This is a genomic window from Streptosporangium sp. NPDC002544, from assembly GCF_040295965.1.
Classification (GTDB): Bacteria; Actinomycetota; Actinomycetes; order Streptosporangiales; family Streptosporangiaceae; genus Streptosporangium.
On the sequence record NZ_JBEOWJ010000027.1, the window covers coordinates 42920 to 60293 of the forward strand.

A 17374-nucleotide genomic window follows, 5' to 3' on the forward strand; every position below is an offset into this window, starting at 1 on the left:
TCCTCCGGGACCGGACTCGGTCAGAGTTCTCCGGCGGCCCTGCGGGACTCCTCGGCCGCCCAGGTGAACACGCCCTTCGACATCAGGGACGCCTCCGACTCCGCTCTGGTCGCGTACACCTCGGCCCGGACCCGGTGCAGCGCCGCGTCGTCGGGCGCGGCCTGTACGGCCATCTCCGCCAGGTGTCCCGCCAGCCGCTGGTCTCCGCCCGCCAGCGCCCGGAGCGCGGCGTCGGCCAGCTTTTCCGCGCCCCCGGCCAGCTCCGCGATCGCCGAGGCCAGCTCGGCGTCGGGGGCGGGCTTGAGACGGGCGGGGTTGCCGTCGTACCAGCCGCCGTACAGCCGCCAGATGTTGCGGACCACGAACTCCGGCTCGTCGTAGTGCGGGCGCAGGTAGGGCCGCTCCGCCAGATGAGCGGGCGGCTGTACCGCGCGCACGATGTCGTCCAGCCGGGCGCCCTCGTTGAGCATCTCCAGGGTGCGCTCGACCATGGACTCCAGCCACTCGGCGGTCTCGGTCAGCGCCTGCTCGACCCGGTCGGCGCCGAAGATCGGGGCACCGTGACCGGGCAGCATGATCTCCGGCCGCAGCGTGGCCATCCGGCGCAGCGCGATCGCCCACTCGCGCGGGTAGCGCTGTGCCTTCTGCGGGTTGCCGCAGTTGGGGGTCACCCAGATGAACAGGTCGCCGGGGAGCAGGATGCGCCGGGAGGGGATCCAGCCCACGCTCGCGTCGTCGGTCTCGCCCTTGGCGTGGAAGAGCTCGACGTGGCCGGCCGTCAGCTCGTCGCGGTAGGTCACGTCGGGATAGCGGTACTCGGTGGGCCAGGTCAGGTCGGGCGCCTGGAACTGCCGCCGGTTGATGACGGCGTTGTAGCCCGCTGTCAGCACGTAGCGCCCGAACCGGGCGGTGATCGCCTCGTGCCCCACCACCATCGGCCGGGGCCGCCCCGCCGCCTCGGCCTCCGTGTCGAGCGGCCCGACCCCCGAGACGTGGTCGATGTGCCCGTGGGAGTAGATCGCCGTGCTCACCGGCTCGTCGGTCCAGGCCCGCAGGTCGGCGTGGAGCCGGTCGGCGTCGAACGGGTTGCCGGTGTCGAACAGCGTCACCTCCCCGCCCTGACGGAGCGCGATCACGTTGCCGAAACCGCTGCGGAAGCCGACCCCGTCGACGACCTCCACGAAGCCCTGCCCGGTGAGCCCCACGTGCACGATGCTGTCGGGGGCCTCGCCCCGCCACACGGTGTCGGCGTACTCGACGATGTTCATGAGGCAACCGGCCTTTCCTTGTCCCGCTCGGGGGCGACGACCCCTACCACCATCATGAGCGCACCCGCTTCGCCTCCTGCCGGTCGAGGTGCGGGTCGAGGGTCAGGGCCGCGACGAGGACGGCGGCGGGTGATCGGTGATCGCCCAGGGGGCCCGGCACCGTCAGGCGAACATCCCGTAGGAACCGACCATCCTGTTCTTCCCAGCGAACATCAGGGTTCTGCTCGTCTCGTCCTGCTGGGTCATGTGATCGGTCCTTTCGCTCGTGCACGGATCCACGGTGGGCGGAACCGGCGACTTGCCCTGCCCCTGGGGCAGAGGTATTGACTGATGTGCGACTGTGGAATCGTTGCGAGGAGAGGGCCATGGCGTGGAGCACGCGAGAGATCGCCGACTTGGCCGGCACCACCCAAAAGGCGGTGCGCTACTACCACGCCATCGGACTGCTGGATGAGCCGGACCGCGGCTTCAACGGATACAAGCAGTACCAGGTTCCCCACCTGCTCCGGCTGATCCAGATCACGACCCTGGCCGAGCTGGGCATGCCGCTGTCGCGGATCGCCGAGGTCGGCGACGGCGGGGCCGACGAACTCATCGACGATCTCGACGCGGCGATCGCCCGGCTCCAGCGCAACCGCGAGCGCCTGGTGCTGCTGCGCTCGCACGGCGTCAGCTGGCAGGTTCCGGCCGATCTCGCCGAGGTGATCGACGGCGTCGCCGAAGCCGACCGCGGTGTCGTCGCCATCGCGGCGCGCGTGCTCGGCGACGACGCGGTCGCAGGTCTGCACGAAGTGCTGGAACAGCGCGACACCACCGACGAGGAGCTCGACGCCCTGCCCGAAGACGCATCCGATGCCGACATCGAGGATCTCGCGCAGCGCTTGCACCGGGCTCTTCTCGGCTCCGGTTCGGCATTCCCCGCCGTGATGCCGGCCGGACGGGGTGGGCCTGTGCCGGCCCACCTCGCCCAGGACGCGATCGCGGAGGCGTTCCTGGAGCTGTATCGGCCGGTGCAGCTGCGCGTGCTGGTCCGGCTCGCCAAGTTGGCGCAGGCCGGCGAGGAAGCACCCGGTCACGCGGGGAATGCCTCGAGGAAGAGGTAGGTGGAGTTGAACACCATGTGGATGACGATGGCCGGCCAGATCGACCTCGTGTAGCGCAGCATCAGTGAGGCAAAGACGCCCACGATGAAAGCGTTCACCATGACCCCGTTGACACCGTGCGCGACGGCGAATACGGCCGAGCTCAGGATGACGGCGACGGGGGTGCCCCAACGGAAGAGGACGTTGGCGAGCACGCCACGGAAGAGCACCTCCTCGCCGATGGGTGTCAGGATGCCGCCGAGCAGGATGATGCCGGCGAAGGCGAGGACGCTGGAGCTTCCCGCAGCGCGGTAGTCGGCCTGCACGTCGTCGGAGCCTGGGAAGACCGGCTCCAGCAGAGGGAACGTCACGAGGGTCAGGGCCACGCATCCCGCGGCGATCAGCACTGCCAGCAATAGCCATTTCGGGTGGACCCTGCGGAACCCGAAGGCGCGTACGTCTCGGATCCGCAGCAGAACCGCCACCGCGAAAGCGCACAGCGGCGCGAGACCCGAGAGCGCGAACTGCGCGAGACCCGAGACGACGACACCCCCCGGGAGGGTGAACACCACGAGCGACCCCACGGCGTAGAACACCAGCGCGGCAAGAGTGGCGATCCCGAGCTCAGGCCATCCGGGACGGGTCACGCGGATTCCGGCCGATCCGGCCTCGGTGGAAGGCGCCGTTCCGGGGGAATCCTCCGTGCCGGTGCGGGGTGTGCGTTGCTCGCTCATCGAGGCTCCGTCTCGTCGCCCGGACGGGCGATCCGCCTGGGTGACCCGAGCCTCGACTCTGCCCTTGGGGCGAAGTCAAAGCGGACCACTACTCAGGATGAGGAGAGCTCATTGTGTCGGTGGGTGCTGCGAACATGCCGGGATGATCGCGACTCCTGATGACTACTCCTGGTTCTCCCGCGAGCGCTTCCCCGAGCTGGCGGATGCCTACTGTTTCACCTACGTCCGCGGCCTGACGCCTGAGGAACTGGTGACCCGGCTCGGCGTCCGGGTTGAAGACTGCTCTCGCATGACGCTTGATGAGCTGACGAAGAACAGATGCTTCGGTGCCGTCGCCGTCGGCGACTGGGTGCTCATCGTCGAGGCCCTCGGCGGGCTCGGCATCACCGAAGAGATCACCATGCCGCTGTCGGCGGGCACCCGCCTCGTCTCCCACTTCTACCTCGACGTCGACGGCATGGACTACTTCTACTGGATCGACGACGGAAAGATCCGGTTCGAGTTCGCGTACCAGGAAGGCTATTCCCACTGGATCAAAGACGGAAGGATCCAGTTCATGTTCCCGCACCATGAAAGCTACTCAGAGGAGATGCCGGACGAACTCGCAGAGACCCTGGAGCGGATCGACTCCCCCATCTACCCGATCGCCGAGCCCCACGAAGGGCCGGCGTTCCTCCTGGCCGAGCGCCTCACCGGGATCACGCTGACGCCGCAACTGCTGGAGGAGTCCACCTACCTGTGCGGAGTCGTTTCCAGACCGAGGTGAGCGGTGGTGGATCACTTCGCTGCGAGCTTTTGCGGGTTTCACGGGGGCCGGCCATCGGCATGAAAAAGCCTCCCTGAGCCGGCGCGGGGATCCCGTACGAGCCAGGCACTTGACTCGGAACTGGACCGCCGGCGAGCTGTCCTGGGGAGGGCCTTTGTCCTCGATGTAAATTCATCCACCAAGCGAGATATGGAGATGGGAAATATGACTGAGGCGGAGAAGGCCGGCTACGGGCCGGGCCGGGGGCCCGGGGCTCTGGTTCTCTCGGATGACGCGCTCGCGCAGCTGTTCGGCGCTCACCAGATGGGTGCGCTGGCGACGAACAAGCGCAACGGTCATCCTCAGCTCTCCACTGTGGCCTACGTGTGGGATGCCAAAGAACGCATCGCGCGAATCAGCACGACGGAGGACCGGCTCAAGGTACGTCACCTGCGAAGAGACCCCCGGACTGCCCTGTATGTGTCCAGCAGGGACTTCATGTCCTACGTCGTGGCCGAGGGTGAGGCGGAGCTCTCGGCGGTCAGCGCTGTGCCCGGGGATGCGGCCGGACGGGAACTCCTGGGTATGCAGCCGCTCTTCGACCATCCGGAGGACGAGGCCGCGTTCCTTGAGAACATGGTCGCGGATCGGCGCCTGGTGATCAGGCTTTGCGTGTCTCGCCTGTACGGGATCGCCTTGGACGTCCCCTCCAGTGAATAGCGCACGTTGACCCGCTCCACCTGCCCGCAGCGGATCCGAACCGGACATCAAGTCACTATGCCGAGGCCCTGGTCCAGCAGGGTTCAGCTGGTGCCCGTCAGCCCCTTGTCCAGATAGATCAGGTCATCCGGGATACCGAGCCCAGTCAGCGCCTGGCGCTGGATGGTGAGGTCTTGCAGCACGGTTGAGCATCTGGCGTAGCCGATCAGTTCTCCCACCTGGGAAGCGTGCCGTTTACCCCCTCACCGGACAATTTCGCGGACTGGTCTAACGAGACAAAGTTTTCGCAGGTCGCCATGCCAGGCGGCGGATGATCTCGGTGTCTCGTTGAGGAATCGGCTATCGGACGTCGTAGGTGATCTGCACCATGCCGTTGCCGAATCGGCGTTCTCGCTTCAGGGAGAGAGCGGTTCGAAGCCCGTCTGGCAGGACCGGTGTCCCCGCGCCGACGATGATGGGACAGAGCAACAGCTCGATCACGTCGACGAGCCCAAGCCGAAGCGCGCTGTGGGCCAAGGTCGGACCCTCTACTGTCAAGTCCCCGGATGCCTCGGCCCGGGCCCTCTCGATCGCCTCGGCCGTCAGTTTTCGCTCCAGCCGAGTGCGCTTGGTCCAGACCTCGGGCAGGCCGGCCGAGAAGACGACCTTCTGTGCGGCCTGCCACGTGGTCGCGAACGCTGAGGACTCAGGTGACTGGGCGGCAACCGCTGGATCGGTCTCCCACCCCGCCATCGCCTCATACATCCGCCGCCCGTAAAGGTAGGTGCTCACCTCGCCGGCGTCAGCGTTGAGCGCCGAGATGACCTCTTCGTCAGGGACCGCCCAGGAGTAGTCGCCCTGGGCGTCAGTGTGGTAGCCATCGAGAGACGATGCGACCGAGTAGATGATGCGATGCACGAACTCGCCCTTCCTGCCGGGTTCGTAAATGAGACCACAATCGTGAGACTCAAACGACACGTGAGACTCATCGGCTGGACGCTCGCTCGTTCGGAAGGTCGCCGGGGCCCGGGCGCGCGAGCGGCGCTCCGCCACCGTCAGACCGGCCGGGTTTCGCCCCCCAGGGGCGATGCCGTGGTCAGCCAGGCGTCGACTTCGGCCAGAAGCGCCGCCTTGAGCTCCCGAGGGGCGAACGACGCCTCGATCGAAGCACGAGCCAATTCGGCCATGACGTCGTCGCCGTATCCGTGGACCTCACGCAACCGCGCGTACTCGTCGGCCAGCGCCGTCTCGCCGTCGGTGTTGACCGTGACCGCCAGCCCGGCCGCGCGTAGCCGAGGCAGCGGGTGTTCGGCCAGCGAGGCAACGAGCCCGAGCAGGACGTTGGAGGTGGGGCAGACCTCCAGCGGGATTCCGCTCTCGCGTACCCGTGCCACCAGCGCGTCGTCGTCGAGCACCCGGATGCCGTGCCCGAGCCGCTCGGCGTGCCCGACGTCCAGCGCCTCGCGGATGCTGGCCGCGCCGGTCGTCTCCCCCGCGTGGTGCACCAGGTGCAGCCCGGCCTCCCTGGCCGCGTCGAGCACCTCGGCGAAAGGCGTCAGCGGATGGCTCTCGTCGCCCGCCAGCCCTATGCCGATCACCTCGTCGTAGCGGACGGCCAGCTCGTACGTCCGCCACAACCGCTCCACCGGACGCCGCCTGGAGTGGTCGAGCAGTACCCGGCTCCGGATCCCGAACCTGGCGCAGCCTTCGGCCAGCCCGTCGAGCACCGCCTCCAGCGGCATCTCGGGCGCTCCGACCCGCTCCCCGTGTGAGGCGGCGGTGAAGGTCACCTCGGCGTAACGAGTGCCCTGAGCGGCCTCGTCCTCGCAGAACTCCACCGCGATCCGGCGGAAGTGCTCGGACGTGCGCAGCGACTCGCGAACTTTGGCCCGCTGGTCGGCGAACGCGCGGAAGTTCGCGAACGGGCCCTCGGGCTCCGGCGGGCCGCCCAGCTCCCGCACGGTCTCGGGACGTACGGTGCTCTCCAGGTGCACGTGCAGGTGGGCCTTGGGCAGCAGTCGGAGATCTCTCACGTCAGATCATGCTAACGACTCTTGATGATCTTCGACCATCCACGGCAACCCGGCTGAAGATTCGAACTCCGTGCGGGCCACTCCAGCCGTTTGTCGCTCACCGCAGCTGAGCGCGTTTCAGCTTGCGGCGTTCGAGGGCGTTGGGATGGCGGACGACCACGCCTGCCGGGCCGCCGGTGCCGGTGAGGCGGATCAGTGGCGTGCCCGGCAGTCGGTCGGGAGTGGTCTTGTCCCTCAGACCGCCGAGGCCGGGATCCATCCCGCCGGTCTCCACGGCCCAGCCGTCAGGGAGGATGATCGTGACCCCGGCCATCTGGCCGTGTGCTTCCACCTCGACCTCGGGCAGCCGGCAGTCGGCCTGGGTGAAATCGATCTTGACGCCGGCCATGCCGCCGTACGCGCTTACTTTCGCGGGTACCTGCCAGCGCCCGACGCGCGACGCGCCGTGAAGGCCTCCCTTGAGGACCAGTGGCTGTCCCGGGTCCGGCGGAACCACGGGCGGCAGGTCGGCGGTGAGGGGCGTCAGATCGGCGTAGGTTCTGGCGGTCAGCGCCCGTTCCAGCCTCTCGTCGAGCTCGGTCAGGTCGATACGGCCCTCGGTCGCCGCCTCGTTCAGCCGTGTCACCACCGCTTCGCGCTCGGCATGGGAGACGCGCAGTTCACCACGACGGAAGGATTCCGGGTACTCAGCGGTCATGTAGTCGATGATACGGAAATGTGGGTACAAACGCGGCTACTGCCGATCACTGTAAGTCGCGTGGACCGAGGATGAGGCGGTAGCCGCGGGTCACGCGTTCACAGCAACGCAGGCCAGGCAGGCGGCCCTCTCGTCGCGCGATCTGACCGTGCCGGACCGGTCAGGATCTGGTCGGCCACGGCTGCCGGGCCGGCCACCCCCAGATGCGGTGGCTGACCAGCGTGATCGGTCCTTCGGCCGCCCACGGGGGAAGGATCAGCCCCGCTCCGGAGCGGGGCTGGAATCGGCGATCCTCAGGCCGGAGCGGTCGTTGACGGCTCCAGTTGAACCTGTGTCTCGGCGTCGGTGAATCCGACCGAGCGGTACACGCGGATCGCGACGTAGCTCGGATCGGCCACCATGACGAGCGTGTGCGCGTTCAGATGTTCCAGAGCGTGCCGGCCGGCCGTGTACACGAGGGTTCCGGAAAGGCCCTGGTTTCGATGTGCCGGGTGGGTGTCGACGGCCTGGTAGCGCGCGAGCCCCGAACCATCGGTGAACAGGCCGAGCCCGGAGACCATGCGGTCGTTCACGAAGGCTCCGAACCACGCGCCGCACCCGCGTTCCTGCAGTCGGCGCATCGCCGCCAGATTGCGCTGGGCGAACACCCGGTATCCCTCGATGTCGGGACCGGGGTTGGTGGCCTCCTGCAGTGCCAGCGCGGCGGACCAGTCCTCGTCGCCGTCCAGGACGCGGAAGTGAGCGTCACGGTTGGGGCGCGGCGGCGGGTGCACCGCACTGGCCGTCATCACGGTGCTCCGCTCGACACCGAGGCTCGCCGCCGCCAGTTCCTCCGGCTCACCGGCATCGCCGGTGACACCGTCGACACCGAGGGCGACGTGGCCGGCGTCCGGGAACTCGCGGTGGAAGGTGCTCACCCACGAGGCCACCGTTCCGGGGGCCGGCGGGGTGTCCAGCAGGATGAAGTTCCCCCAGTGATAGGTCGGGTTGGCGGGCGTCCGGACAGCCAGGTAACCGTCGCGCCGGTCGACGACGCCGCCTTGCAGCCCGAGCAACATCAGATCACTCTGGTATCCCAACGACCGCACAGCCATGGTCAAACCGTACCGGCGCCCTCATCGCCTCACCAGAACCCAGGTTTTCCAGATCGCCGGCCTGTTGAGCCAGGCCGGGCTGGTCATGCGTGCCCGGCTGCTGCGCGAGCCCAGTGAGAGCACGGAGACGACGCGGCAGGCCTGCCTGCCGGCCCACAGACCGGCATGGCTCCTCGGTCACCGGCTCTTGGCGGGCTCTCCTTCCAGCGCGCTCCTGATCATGGCGAAGCTCTCCGTGATCTTCCCGGCGAGGCCGCGCGGGATCTCAAGGAAACCCACCGTGTCGGCGTCGGCCCAGTAGCAGTAGGTCCCGTCGTCGGTGTTCCGGCAGGAGGCCGCGCCGCGGAGCGGACCGGTTCCCACGTAGACCCAGTCCGTCTGCGGGTTCTCCCTCTCGCGGTCCTGAGCGGTCAGCCAGTCCACGGCGGCCTTGGGATCGGTCACCTCGGCCTGCGACCCGGTGGCGTAGAAGGATTTCAGGCGTGGGGTGTCCTGGTAGAACGTGGTGAGCTGGGTGCCGAGGATCTTGTGGTGCGGCCCGTCCGGGAGCTTGAAGCGTTCCTCGGCGGGGGTCACCGATACCAGGTCCAGTGCTCCGATCGCGGTGGGGAAGGGCGTCGCGAAGGTTCCCGGGGGTTTCGGCGGGTTCTGGGCCGATGAGGCGTCCTCCTGATCCGCTTCGACGGTGAAGGTACATCCCGCGAGAACGCCGACCGCGAGCGTCATGAGGGAGATTCTTGCGATGTTCATGGCGTGAGGATGATCCAGTGGCTTGTGCGCCGGTTGGATCTCTCTGGCACCTGATGGAAATCATCGCGATAGACGGGGCGCGGGTGCACGTATGCAACCTGGAGGCGCTGGACGGAACATCTGTCGTGAAAGTGAAGCCGGTCCTCGGCCGAGGAATCGAGCGCTGAGCCGATACGGGTCACGTCCTGCCGGGGGTGATCCCGCACCGTCGGAGCCGTTCGGCCTCGTCGGTGTGGCCGAGCCGTCTCAGCAGGCCGATCGCCTGGGCCAGAACGTCGGGGCGGCCCAGTTCGGTGGCGCTCAGGTAGGCAAGGACCGCTCTCTCCGCGTGACCGGCCTCGCAGAGCAGCAGGACCGCCCATATCAGGGCGTGCGCGTCACCGGTCTCCGCCCGGGTCCGCAGCCAGGTGATCGCCTCCTGGGTGCGGCCCGTCTCGTGCATCAGGTCGACCGCGTGCGCCAGGGCGTCGGGGTAACCCGCCTCGGCGCGGGCCCGCAGCCAGGTGATCGCCTCCTCGGCCCGATCCAGCTGGTACAGCAGGACGGTGAGCCGCCTGAGGGCGTGGGGGTCGCCTGTCTCGGCGCGGGCCCGCAGCCAGGTGATCGCCTCCTCGGCCCGCTCGGACTCCTGGAGTAACTCGACCGCCTTCCACAGGGCGTCGATGTCGCCGGTCTCCGCCCGGGTCCGCAGCCAGGTGATCGCCTCCTCGGTCCGGCCCACCCGCTGGAACAACTCGACCAGCTGCCAGCAGGCGTCGGTGTTCCCGGCTTCCGCGGCGTGCCGGTAGGCGGCGATCGCCTCTTCGGCCCTGCCCGTCTCCTGAGGCTCGACCGGCCGCCGGCCGTCGCGGACGCGTCCGGCGCCGGCGGCGCGGTTGTGGTCTCCGGGCTGTCCCGCCCCATCGGGGAGAGCAGCGGTCCGGTTGGAGATGTCGGGCGGCCGCCGGAGCTGACCGCCGCTCTCATCGCGGCTCATCACTCATTGCCACTCGTCGCAACATCATCACTCCGTATGGAGCCTGCGGACGGCGAAAATAGACGATATTAAGGTGACATAAGTAATTCTGCCATCTCGCGGAGATCGGTTTTCTGCCCCCCTTCGGTGGGGCAATAATAGATATTTGAGTGTTGCCTAATATATTTTAGGTGATATTTCTGGGATTCGTGGGTGATTTTGCGGGCTCCGCCGGGCCCGTCAGGTTGGCCGACATCCGGGTCAGGACGTCGATCGTGGCCAGGTACTCCTCGGCGCTGATCCCCTCGGTGAGGCGGGCACGATCGGCGTTCACCTGCCGTCGTAACTCCTCGTGCGCCCGGATCCCGGCGGCGGTGAGGGTCGGCCGCTCCGCTCCCTCCAGCCAGCCCCGCTCGCGCAGGTCGTCCGCCACCGGGCGCAGGGAGGGCCGCCGGTCGTCAAGGAAGGGGGCGAGGGCGATGTCGAGGTCGGCGAGGGTGGGGGAGTCGGTGGCGATGACGTTCAGCACCTGCCAGTGGCGGCGGGTCAGGCCCTGGCCGGCGAGGAGGCCGTCGAGGGAGCCCTCGACGAGGCCGTGCAGGTGCTTGATCCAGTAGCCGATGGGACGTCTCTGGCCGGTGATCTCGGAGATGTTCACGGTGCCGCCTTCCCGGGTCGATACATGTACTTTGACAATAACATGTATTAGTACATGTATCATTGGGGCATGGAAGACCCTCAGGTGGCCGCCGTCGAGCGGGCGATGGTGGCGATCCGGCGCAGCCAGACCCGCCGCGCCCTCCAGCGCCTCGCGGGCGACGTCGAGCTCGACCCCGCACTCTTCGGGGTGATCGACGCTGTGGAGGAAGGGCCGGAGGCCGCGACGGTGACCTCCGTCGCCGGTCGGATGGGCGTCGACCAGCCCCGCGCCAGCCGACTGGTGGCCAGGGCAGTCGAGGCGGGGCTGCTGCGCAGGGTGGCCGACCCGGCTGACGGCCGCCGCAGCACGCTGGAGCTCACCGAACTGGGCGCCGGGCACGCCGAGCGGGTCCACCGCTTCCGCCGTGAGGTCTTCGACGCGGCGATGCGCGGTTGGTCCGAGCACGAAAGGCGGGAGTTCGCCCGCCTGCTCACGGCCTTCGTCGCGGAGCTGGGCCGACGCCACCGGGAAGGCTGACTCCTCTTTCCGCGGTGGGTCCGCCGATCAGGCGAGTTCGTCCAGCCGGGCGATGTCGCTCTCGGTCAGCCGCAGGTCGGCCGCGGCGACGTTCTCCTCCAGGTGTGCCACGGAGCCGGTGCCGGGGATCGCGAGGATGACCGGGGAACGGGCCAGCAGCCAGGCGAGCGCCACCTGAGTGCGGGTCGCGCCATGCCGTCCGGCCACCTCGTCGAGCGTCCGCTGCTGCTCCGCGGTGGGCGCCATGCCCGGTGGGGCCTGTGAGGTGTCCAGTCCCGGCCTGAGCATTCCCGCCGCGAGGGGAAAGTAGGGAACGAAGGCGATGCCGTGCTCCTCGCAGGCGGTGAGGACGTCCTCGCTGGCCCGGTCGAAGAGGTGGAACCGGTTCTGCACCGCGACCACGGGGGCGATCTCGCGGGCCTCGGCGAGCTGGGCGGTGGTGACCCCGCTGAGCCCGAGATGCCGGATGAGACCGCGCCGGTGCAGGTCGGCGAGCGTGCCGAAGGAGTCGGCGAAGGGGGTTTCGTCGGGGAAGAGCAGGCCGTCGCCGCCGACTCGCAGATAGACCAGGTCGAGGCGGGCCCTGCCGAGCCGGGACAGGTTCTCCTCGATCTGCTCGCGCAGCTCGGCCGGCGTGGCGGCGGCGTTCCACGACTGCCACTCGTCCCTGACCACGCCGACCTTGGTGGCGATCACGAGGTCGTCGGGGTAGGGGTGGAGTGCCTCGCGGATGAGGTCGTTGGCCACGTGCGGGCCGTAGAAGTCGCTGGTGTCGATGTGCCTGACGCCGAGTTCGACGGCTCGGCGCAGCACGGCCAGGGCGGCCGCCGGGTCCTTCGGCGGCCCCCAGACACCGGGGCCCGGCAACTGCATCGCCCCGTAGCCGAGCCGGCTGACGGTCGCTCCTTCGGCGAGGCGCAGCGGGCCGCCGGGGGCGGTGGTGGTGCGGTCGGTGGTCATGTGTGATCCCTTCGTGCTGGGTGCTGTGCGGCTGTGGCTCGACCGGAGAGCCGGGCACGGATGGAGGCGGTGGTGATGCCGCCGTCGGGATGGCGTTCGAGCTTGCCGCGACTGGCGAGGTCGTGAACGCCCTGGCGGGTGATGCCGAGCATGGCCGCCGCCGCCGAGGAGGGCACCGCGACGGCGGCCGGATGTCCCGCACGCCGGGCCACGGCCCGGCCAAAGGGGGTCGCCCACCATCCGGCCGGTGGATCAAAGGGGGCGTCACTGGGATACAGGGCGCTGACCAGGCGGATCGCGGTGTACGCGGCGGCCTGGTCGTCCTCCCCCAGCAACACCTCGGCCCACGCCCGGGACTCCGTCACCAGACGCTCCCCGAGCAGTTCGCCGGTGCCGAAGAGGATGTCCAGCGGATCGAGCAGCCTGCTGCCGACGATCCTCCTCAGATCGCCCGCGAGCATCTCGTGCGCTTCGGTCCAGGCGGTCACTGCCCCTCCTTTGCTTGACGTATGACGTCAAGTACTTGTCGCTAACTATCAAGTACTTGACGTCATACGTCAAGCACTTCTCCGGATCTTCGAATGGAGCAGGTGCTCGCGGTGGCGTACGTCGGGGGCGGCCGATCCGGGCGGGGCTCCGCACCCCAACGACGTGAGCCTGCTACGACCGGTCTCCCGGCGGTCCGAAGTTCGCGATCTTCTGCGCCACGGTGCGAGATCGCGTTCTGTGAGCCGCCTTTCCCGGAACGGTATGGGGGCGCGGGCGGCACCCTGCCGGCCACGGCCGACACGGTGCCGCTGACCGGTGCCATCGAGTACGGCCCGGGTATCAACGCCAACGGCATCGCCGAGACCCCCGACGGTAGATCGCTGCTCATCGTGCAGTCCAACACCGGACGGCTGTTCAAGGCCGACCCGGTGACGGGCGTGACCACGTCGGTGGACCTGGGCGGTGAATCCCTCGTCAACGGCGACGGCCTGCTGCTGGTCGGCCGCATCCTGTACGTCGTGCAGAACCGGCTCAACGTCGTGACCGCGGTACGGATGAGCCGGGACGGCTCCTCGGAGCGGGTCGTCGACCGGCTCACCGACCAGCGTTTCGACGTGCCGACCACGGTGGCGAGGTTCGGCGATCGGCTCTACCTGCCGAACGCCCGCTTCACGACGCCACCCGAGCCGAACACCCCCTACGACGTGGTCGGGATCCGCGCGGCGTGGGCACGCTGACCGTCCTGGCGGGCTGCTCGAATCGTGGATCCCCGGCCGGTGTCCGGGCCCCGGTTCGAGCAGCCTCGATCACGCGGAGCCGGTGACAGGGCCGGTGACGGGGCCAGTGACGGGGCCGGTGACGGAGACGAACCCGGAACCGGGACGGTAGTCGGGGGACTGGTGCCTGAAGTAGGTGTTGTAGACCTGGCAGTAGTGACCACCGCGAGCCAGCAGCGTGCTGTGGTCGCCCTCCTCGACGATCCGGCCGTGATCCAGCACGATGATGCGATCGACGTGCTCGATCGTGGACAACCGGTGTGCGATGACGATGGAGGTGCGGTCGGCCAGCACCCGGTCCAGGCCCTCCTGGATCTGGGCCTCGGTCAGCGGATCGACACTGGCGGTGGCCTCGTCCAGGACCACGATCGCCGGATCCTGGATGAGCAGGCGGGCCAGCGCGACGAGCTGGCGCTGGCCCATGGACAGGGCGCGGCCGTGTTCGCCGACGTCGGTCCGCAGGCCGTCGGGCAGGGCGTCGATCCAGTCGCCGCCGCCGACCGCCGTGGCGGAGGCGAGCACCTCCTCGTCGCTCGCCTCCGGCCTCGGGTATCTGATGTTGTCGGCGACAGTGCCGCTGAACAGGAACGGAACCTGTGGAACCGCGCCGATCTGCCGCCGGTACCCGGCCAGATCCAGCGTGCGGATGTCACGATCGTCGATGCTCAACCGGCCGTCCTGGAACTCGTAGAACCGGGTGATCAGCTTGCTGAGCGTCGACTTGCCCGCACCGGTGTGACCGACCAGCGCGACGCTCTCGCCCGCCTCGATGGTGAGGTTGAAGTCCCGCAGGACGGTGCTGTCGGCTTCGTAACCGAACCGGACGTCGCGGAACTCGATGCGGCCCGCCAGCCTGCCGACCGGCTGAGGGGCGGTCTGCACGACCCGGGGTGGCGCGTCGATCAGGGCGAAGACCCGCTCTGACGCGGACAGGCCCTGCTGGAACTGGGACCAGAACGCGGCGATGGAGGTCAGCGGGAACCAGAAGAGCGCGACCCCCTGGAGGAAGAGGTACCAGTCGCCGGCGGACAGACCGCCGGCGAGCACCGTGGTACCGCCCAGTTGGACGAGCGCGACCGTGGCCAGTCCGGCGACGAGAAAGAGCACCGGGAAGATGCCGGAGAAGACGAACCCCTGCCTGAGCGTCACCTGGTAGCTCTGCTCGTTGATGGGCCGGAACTCGTCGTAGACCCGCTGCTCCTGGCGGAAGTTCTTGGCGACGGTGATTCCGCCCATGGTCTCCTGCAGGGTGGCGTTCACCCGGCTCAGCGAGCGTTGCGCCCTGCGGCTGCTGCTGCGGGCGACCCGCCGGAACAGCAGCGCGATGCCCACCACGACCGGCACCACGAGAAGGGTCAGCAGGGCGAGCTCGACGCTGCGCAGGAAGAGCAGGATCGTGACGAAGCCCACCATCAACACCTGGCTGATCAGGTCCATTGTCAGGGTGGAGACGGTCGCGAAGTCATCGGTGTCGGAGGTGACCCGGCTGACGATCTTGCCCGACGGGTTCTCGTCGTAGAACGACAGGTCACGCTTGAGTACGGCGTCGAACGCGTCCTCGCGGAGACGCAGGACGACGTCTCCGGTGACCTTCGCGCTGTACCACTGGCGGATGAAGTTGAACAGCCAGCCGAGTACTCCGGCGAGCAGCAGGCCGACGGTGAGCTGCCAGCCCACATCGGCGATCGTGCCGTCCTCGATCCCGTCCACGCCCCAGCTGACCAGCAACGGCATGGCCGCCTGGGTCAGTGAGAAGAGCACGATCATGATCGCGACCAGGACCATCGAGCCCAGCTTCGGCCGGAAGTAGGACAGGATCCGGCGGAGTAGATCACGATCGTTGTAGGTGCGGTCGTAGTCCTCGGCGTCGAGGCCGTCCATGATGAAGCCCATCAGCCCTGCCCTCCCTGCTCGCCCGCGAGGACCACGCCCGGGTCGGTGGTGCCCGCCAGGTCGACCTCGTCGTAATGGGCGAAGATCCGCCGGTAGAGGCGACTGCGGGCGAGCAGTTCGTCGTGCGTGCCGTAGTCGACCAGCTCGCCTCGGCGGAGCAGCAGAACCTTGTCGGCCCAGCGGATCTGGGAGAGCCGGTGGGTGATCAGGAGCGTGGTGCGCCCGTCGAGAACGCGGTCGACGGCCTGCTGGATCCTGTCCTCCGTGGCGGAGTCGATCGCACTCGTCGAGTCGTCGAGCACGAGGATCGCCGGATCCGTCAGCAGTGCCCGTGCGATGGCCAGGCGCTGGCGCTGGCCACCGGAGAGGGTGATGCCGCGCTCACCGATGACCGTGTCGTAGCCGTCGTCGAGCTCGCCGATGAACTCGGCGGCCTGGGCCTCCTCCGCCGCCTTCACGACGGCGCTCCGCTCCACCTGCTGGCCAAGCCCGAAGGCGATGTTCTCGGCCACCGACCTGGAGAACAGCACGATGTCCTGCTCGATGGTGGAGATCTGGGAGCGCAGCGAGTCGAGGTCCCACTCGCGCACGTCCACGCCGTCCACCAGGATCCGGCCGGCGGTGACGTCGTAGATCCGAGGGACCAGCTTCGTCAGGGTGCTCTTGCCCGAGCCGGTCTCGCCGACGATCGCCACGGTCTCGCCCGGCTGCACGGTGAACGTCACCCCGCGCAACACCGGATCGTCCTCCCCGTAGCCGAACGTCACGTTCTCGAAGCGGATCGCCCCGCTGATCGGTGCGGCGTGGCCGTCGGCGCGTCGCCCGAATTCGGTCTCGGTGTTCATGATGCTCAGGATCCGGCGGGCGGACACGATGCCGAGCTGGACCAGTGAGAAGGTGAAGATCGATATATTGGTCGGGAAACCGATCATGTTCACCAGGCTCATGAAGGCGACCAGCTCGCCGATCGTGATGTCGCCCGCGGCCTGGAGGTAGAGGCCGTGCCAGAGCGCCCCGGCCATCGCGAAGGCGAAGAGCAGGGTCGGCAGGTAACGGGCCTGGACCAGGCCGTTGCGGACGAAGAAGTCGCGATAGCGTCGCGCGCGCGCCCGGAACCGCAGCCGCTCCTGGTCCTCCTGCGCGGACACCTTGATGACCTCGATGCCGCGGACCGCCTCGTTCAGCCCGGCGTTGAGATCGCCGAACTGCTCGCGCATGCGGGTCGCCACCGGGTTGAGCTGCCCCATGTAGTGCCGGAGTGCGAGAACGAAGACGACCGCGAAGACGCCGGGCACCAGCAGCAGCCGCGGGTCGATCGCGGCGATGAAGACCAGGGGCACGAGGCCGGTCAAGCTGGAGTCGACGATCAGGTCGATGCCCGGGGAGATCATGATGGAGAGCTGCCGGATGTCGTTGGCCGCCCGCGCCATCAGGTCGCCGACCCGCTGTCTGTTGTGGAAGGTCTGGCTCTTGCCGAGCAGGCTGACGTAGAGCTCGTCCCTGGTGTCCCGCTCCAGCCGCTTGGCCAGAACCTCGCTGGCCAGGCGTGCGATGAGGTCGAAGGCGCCGCGGGCCAGCACGATCGCCAGCAGTCCCAGCGAGATCAGGCCCAGCTCCCGCGCCCCGCCGCCGTTCTCGCCCAGCACGGTGTCGAAGGCCGCGCCGGTGAGCCCGGGGACCGTGGCGTTGAGCACGACCATGATCAGCGATGCGCCGAGGAATCCGGTCAGCTGGAGCGGATGGCGGCGAACATGGGACCAGAACCAGCGCACCGGACCTCGCCTGTCATGCGGGCGACCGGAGACGGAGAACTCCGAACTGCTGATGGTCACAGGTTCGCTCCCAAGCAGGTCGAGGATGAAAGTCGAACTTGCTTTCTATCACCGGGCGCCGACACTTTCCCATGCATTTTCCCGGCCCCGCCCTGCCCGTCACGGGCGGACACGCGGGCCGGCCCGGATATCAGGATGCCGTCAGGTGAAATCGGCGGGCACCCCGCGCGAGGACCTTCGGAGGGAAATC

Annotated in this window: 19 protein-coding genes; 5 read left to right on the top strand and 14 right to left on the bottom strand. The window is 68.4% G+C overall.

Going from position 1 to position 17374, the window contains the following annotated elements; translation table 11 throughout:
- Nucleotides 1-20 precede the first annotated feature (20 nt).
- Nucleotides 21-1268, bottom strand: a complete 1248-nt coding sequence (locus ABT061_RS33360) for an alkyl sulfatase dimerization domain-containing protein (protein ID WP_350925530.1) — start codon at nucleotides 1266-1268, stop codon at nucleotides 21-23.
- Between the two features lie 365 nt (nucleotides 1269-1633).
- Between ABT061_RS33360 and ABT061_RS33365 the strand changes: the two genes are divergently transcribed.
- A complete protein-coding gene (locus tag ABT061_RS33365) occupies nucleotides 1634-2371 on the top strand; it encodes a MerR family transcriptional regulator (RefSeq protein WP_350925532.1) in 738 nt (245 codons plus the stop codon).
- Here ABT061_RS33365 and ABT061_RS33370 read toward each other — a convergent pair.
- Nucleotides 2341-3084, bottom strand: coding sequence for a CPBP family intramembrane glutamic endopeptidase (locus ABT061_RS33370; protein WP_350925534.1), 744 nt, complete (start codon nucleotides 3082-3084; stop codon nucleotides 2341-2343). The genes ABT061_RS33365 and ABT061_RS33370 overlap by 31 nt on opposite strands.
- Before the next feature lie 142 nt (nucleotides 3085-3226).
- Here ABT061_RS33370 and ABT061_RS33375 point away from each other — a divergent pair, with 142 nt between their 5' ends.
- Nucleotides 3227-3850, top strand: coding sequence for a DUF6461 domain-containing protein (locus ABT061_RS33375; RefSeq protein WP_350925536.1), 624 nt, complete (start codon nucleotides 3227-3229; stop codon nucleotides 3848-3850).
- A gap of 204 nt (nucleotides 3851-4054) precedes the next feature.
- Nucleotides 4055-4549, top strand: a complete 495-nt coding sequence (locus tag ABT061_RS33380) for a TIGR03618 family F420-dependent PPOX class oxidoreductase (protein WP_350925538.1) — start codon at nucleotides 4055-4057, stop codon at nucleotides 4547-4549.
- Between the two features lie 83 nt (nucleotides 4550-4632).
- On the opposite strand, the gene ABT061_RS33385 is transcribed toward ABT061_RS33380, so the two are convergent.
- The 8 genes from ABT061_RS33385 to ABT061_RS33420 all read right to left on the bottom strand — a co-directional run bounded on the left by ABT061_RS33385 (nucleotide 4633) and on the right by ABT061_RS33420 (nucleotide 10715).
- On the bottom strand, nucleotides 4633-4767 hold the full coding sequence (locus ABT061_RS33385) for a recombinase family protein (RefSeq protein ID WP_350925540.1): 135 nt from the start codon (nucleotides 4765-4767) through the stop codon (nucleotides 4633-4635).
- A 121-nt stretch (nucleotides 4768-4888) separates the two neighbouring features.
- A complete protein-coding gene (locus ABT061_RS33390; protein WP_350925542.1) occupies nucleotides 4889-5506 on the bottom strand; it encodes a dihydrofolate reductase family protein in 618 nt (205 codons plus the stop codon).
- Between the two features lie 77 nt (nucleotides 5507-5583).
- Nucleotides 5584-6561, bottom strand: a complete 978-nt coding sequence (gene add / locus ABT061_RS33395) for an adenosine deaminase (RefSeq protein WP_350925544.1) — start codon at nucleotides 6559-6561, stop codon at nucleotides 5584-5586.
- 97 nt (nucleotides 6562-6658) lie between these two features.
- On the bottom strand, nucleotides 6659-7258 hold the full coding sequence (locus tag ABT061_RS33400) for a DUF1707 SHOCT-like domain-containing protein (protein ID WP_350925546.1): 600 nt from the start codon (nucleotides 7256-7258) through the stop codon (nucleotides 6659-6661).
- Between the two features lie 293 nt (nucleotides 7259-7551).
- Nucleotides 7552-8352 (bottom strand): GNAT family N-acetyltransferase, encoded by an 801-nt coding sequence (locus ABT061_RS33405; protein WP_350925548.1) that lies wholly within the window; start codon nucleotides 8350-8352, stop codon nucleotides 7552-7554.
- A gap of 177 nt (nucleotides 8353-8529) precedes the next feature.
- The gene (locus tag ABT061_RS33410) at nucleotides 8530-9102 is read right to left on the bottom strand and encodes a hypothetical protein (RefSeq protein WP_350925550.1); all 573 of its coding nucleotides are present in this window, start codon (nucleotides 9100-9102) and stop codon (nucleotides 8530-8532) included.
- A gap of 178 nt (nucleotides 9103-9280) precedes the next feature.
- Nucleotides 9281-10078 (bottom strand): tetratricopeptide repeat protein, encoded by a 798-nt coding sequence (locus tag ABT061_RS33415; RefSeq protein WP_350925552.1) that lies wholly within the window; start codon nucleotides 10076-10078, stop codon nucleotides 9281-9283.
- Between the two features lie 166 nt (nucleotides 10079-10244).
- Nucleotides 10245-10715, bottom strand: coding sequence for a MarR family winged helix-turn-helix transcriptional regulator (locus tag ABT061_RS33420; protein ID WP_350925554.1), 471 nt, complete (start codon nucleotides 10713-10715; stop codon nucleotides 10245-10247).
- A 69-nt stretch (nucleotides 10716-10784) separates the two neighbouring features.
- On the opposite strand from ABT061_RS33420, the gene ABT061_RS33425 reads away from it, so the two are divergent.
- On the top strand, nucleotides 10785-11234 hold the full coding sequence (locus ABT061_RS33425) for a MarR family winged helix-turn-helix transcriptional regulator (RefSeq protein WP_350925556.1): 450 nt from the start codon (nucleotides 10785-10787) through the stop codon (nucleotides 11232-11234).
- A 27-nt stretch (nucleotides 11235-11261) separates the two neighbouring features.
- Here the strand turns inward: ABT061_RS33425 and ABT061_RS33430 are convergent, their stop codons facing one another.
- Together ABT061_RS33430 and ABT061_RS33435 are read right to left on the bottom strand one after the other, a co-directional pair.
- A complete protein-coding gene (locus tag ABT061_RS33430; RefSeq protein ID WP_350925558.1) occupies nucleotides 11262-12194 on the bottom strand; it encodes an oxidoreductase in 933 nt (310 codons plus the stop codon).
- The gene (locus tag ABT061_RS33435) at nucleotides 12191-12682 is read right to left on the bottom strand and encodes a hypothetical protein (RefSeq protein ID WP_350925560.1); all 492 of its coding nucleotides are present in this window, start codon (nucleotides 12680-12682) and stop codon (nucleotides 12191-12193) included. Before ABT061_RS33435 ends, ABT061_RS33430 begins: the two co-directional genes overlap by 4 nt.
- 303 nt (nucleotides 12683-12985) lie before the next feature.
- Between ABT061_RS33435 and ABT061_RS33440 the strand changes: the two genes are divergently transcribed.
- A complete protein-coding gene (locus ABT061_RS33440) occupies nucleotides 12986-13420 on the top strand; it encodes a hypothetical protein (protein ID WP_350925562.1) in 435 nt (144 codons plus the stop codon).
- 69 nt (nucleotides 13421-13489) lie between these two features.
- Here the strand turns inward: ABT061_RS33440 and ABT061_RS33445 are convergent, their stop codons facing one another.
- The gene (locus ABT061_RS33445; protein ID WP_350925564.1) at nucleotides 13490-15352 is read right to left on the bottom strand and encodes an ABC transporter ATP-binding protein; all 1863 of its coding nucleotides are present in this window, start codon (nucleotides 15350-15352) and stop codon (nucleotides 13490-13492) included.
- Nucleotides 15352-17184: an ABC transporter ATP-binding protein gene (locus ABT061_RS33450; protein ID WP_350925566.1), complete on the bottom strand. Its 1833-nt coding sequence runs from the start codon at nucleotides 17182-17184 to the stop codon at nucleotides 15352-15354. Before ABT061_RS33450 ends, ABT061_RS33445 begins: the two co-directional genes overlap by 1 nt.
- Between the last annotated feature and the right edge of the window lie 190 nt (nucleotides 17185-17374).